We start from the raw sequence: 2,285 nt of genomic DNA, 5'->3' as shown, positions 1-2,285 counted from the left end.
GGTCCTAATGCCCTTGCCGAAGCGGTCCACCGTCCTTCCTGCAAAAACGAGGGTCCATCCTGAAGCAAAGAAGAAGAGGACCTTTCCGATGCTTGAGAGGGCATAGCCCAAAATGGCCAGGGGCTTCCTCTTCCCCATGCGGTCGGCCAAAGCCCCCGAGAAGACCCGAAGGACTGAGGCTAAGGATTCCGCCACGCCCTCTATGGCTCCCAGGGTGAGGACGCCTCCGCCCAAAGCCTTAAGGTAGAGGGCAAGGACCGGGTACACCATTTCGGTGCTCACGTCGGTGAGAAGGGACGTGATGCCGGTGACTATGATGTTTCGGTGGAACCTCCTCATCCAGAGCCTCCTTTTCGGGATGTCCTGGCCCTATTCTACCATCCCCGGGAGGAAGGGTATGATGGGTACGGTGGCCGGTGTGGGAGCCGAAATCGTCTACGTCGAGGACGAGAAGGACCTGGCGGAGTTCGTGAAGTACTTCCTGGAAAAGGAAGGGTACCGGGTGCTCCATTTCGCAAGCGGTGAGGACTTCCTGAAGGCGATGGAAGAGCTCTCGCCACAGCTTGTCCTTCTTGATCTCATGCTCCCGGGCATTGGGGGTTTTGAGGTTTTCCACTACGTGCGGAGCCATCCCCGCTTCAAGCACACCCCAGTCATCATGCTCACCGTGAAGGACGATCCCATGGACATCGTCTCGGGCCTTGAGATGGGGGCCGACGACTACGTGACGAAGCCCTTCCACCCCCGGGAGCTCCTCGCCCGCATCCGGGCGGTCCTGAGGAGGGCCGCGTCTTCGTCTCTCGGGGGTAGTACGCTCCGGATTGGGGATATGGTCCTTGTCCCGGAAAGCCTCACCGTCGAGATTGGGAAGGAAGTCATCCCCCTTTCCTTCCGGGAGTTCCGCCTCCTTGAGCTCCTCGTGCGGAACCGGGGGCGGATCGTAACCCGGCAGACTATTCTTGATGAGGTATGGGGAGAGGACGCCTTCGTGACGGACCGGGTGGTGGACGTCTACATCGCCCACCTTCGGAAAAAGCTCGATCCAAGGGGCCGGTGGATTGTCACGGTGCGAGGGGTGGGGTACTCCTTTGAGCCTTCGTGAGGTGCTCCTTCTTGCCGGCGGGGGTATAGCCGGTCTTATCCTGGGCTTTTTCCTCTTCTCCCGGCACTTCCGGAGGGTGGCGAGCCGCCTTTTCGGTGTGCCCGAAGAAGGGAACCTCACCGCATGCCTTCGGGCGCTTGCCGAGCGCAGGAGGGAAGAAGAAAAAGAGTGGCTGAAGGAAGTCCTCGGTGTTCTTGACAGCCTCTCGGTGGGCGGGGCTTCCTTCCTTCCCGAAGAGGAGTGGATACTCCTCAACGAGACGTTTGCAAAGAGCGTGGCCTTAAAGGGAAAGGAGTGCAGGAGGTCCAGGCCTTTGAGATTCCCGTTCTTGGGGAGGCCATCCTTCGGGCCTTATCTTCCCGGGAGGTTCTTCGCATTCCCGGGTCGGGGTTCCTCCTTCGCCCCTTTGCCTTCGGTGGTACGCCCCTTGTCCTCCTTGAGGATGAGAGGGCGAAGCTGCGGAGGCTGCGGAGCCTCCGGTACTTCCTCACCGCCCTGTGGCACGAAATCCAGACCCCCCTTGCGGTGCTCTCGGGGTACCTGGGTACCCCTGAGGAGGGCGCGCCTCTTGAGGGGGAGGTTCTCTCCCGGATGATGCGCCAGATCCGCCGCCTGGAGGGAATCGTGCGGGAGATGCAGAGGCTCAGCCTCCTCCTTGAGGGGAAAAAGGAGCCCATTACCTGTGAGACCTTCCTTTCGATTCTGCGGCGCGCCGTTGCCGAGCGCGAAGGGGAACGGTGAGACCTTACGGTTTCTGTAGATGTTGCCGGGATTTGCAATGGCCGCTCCCTTCCCCTCTCAGAAGGGGAGGCCTTCGTGCTCCTTGCAAACCTTGTGGCCAATGCCTTTGCCTTCAGCACTCCTCAGGGGGAAGTGCGGGTCTCGGTTTCAGGCGACGGCTCCGGCCTTTTCCTTGTTCTTGAGAACACGGCCTCTTTAGCCGATGCGGAGTTTTTGAGCTGGTTCTTCGACCCCACCGACACTTCCCCTCGAGGAGGGAGCGGGAGAGGCGTGAGGCTCTACCTCGTGCGGGAAGTGGTGGAAGAAAACGGCGGAGAGGTTCGTCTCCGCATGCAGGGTAACCGGGTGGTCTTCAAGGTCTTCCTCCCCTGGGAAGAAAACCAGTGGGACAGGGAATAGCCAATAGCCAATAGCCAATGGGGAAGGGAATAGGGAATAGCCA

Annotated in this window: 4 protein-coding genes; 3 read left to right on the top strand and 1 reads right to left on the bottom strand. The window is 60.3% G+C overall.

What is annotated here, in order from left to right; translation table 11 throughout:
- A partial coding sequence (locus H5U36_10125) for an MFS transporter (protein MBC7218462.1) occupies positions 1 to 339 on the bottom strand: 339 nt, incomplete at its 3' end.
- A 79-nt stretch (positions 340 to 418) separates the two neighbouring features.
- Between H5U36_10125 and H5U36_10120 the strand changes: the two genes are divergently transcribed.
- From H5U36_10120 to H5U36_10110, 3 genes are all read left to right on the top strand, one after another.
- Positions 419 to 1,102: a response regulator transcription factor gene (locus H5U36_10120; protein MBC7218461.1), complete on the top strand. Its 684-nt coding sequence runs from the start codon at positions 419 to 421 to the stop codon at positions 1,100 to 1,102.
- A gap of 294 nt (positions 1,103 to 1,396) precedes the next feature.
- Positions 1,397 to 1,843 carry a hypothetical protein gene (locus H5U36_10115; GenBank protein MBC7218460.1) on the top strand — a complete coding sequence of 149 codons (447 nt, stop codon included), beginning with the start codon at positions 1,397 to 1,399 and terminating at the stop codon, positions 1,841 to 1,843.
- A 75-nt stretch (positions 1,844 to 1,918) separates the two neighbouring features.
- Positions 1,919 to 2,242, top strand: a complete 324-nt coding sequence (locus H5U36_10110) for an ATP-binding protein (protein MBC7218459.1) — start codon at positions 1,919 to 1,921, stop codon at positions 2,240 to 2,242.
- The last annotated feature ends 43 nt before the right edge of the window (positions 2,243 to 2,285 follow it).

The sequence above is a fragment of the Candidatus Caldatribacterium sp. genome, from assembly GCA_014359405.1.
Taxonomy (GTDB): domain Bacteria; phylum Atribacterota; class Atribacteria; order Atribacterales; family Caldatribacteriaceae; genus Caldatribacterium; species Caldatribacterium oleiphilum.
This window is presented reverse-complemented; position numbering and strand designations above follow the sequence as displayed.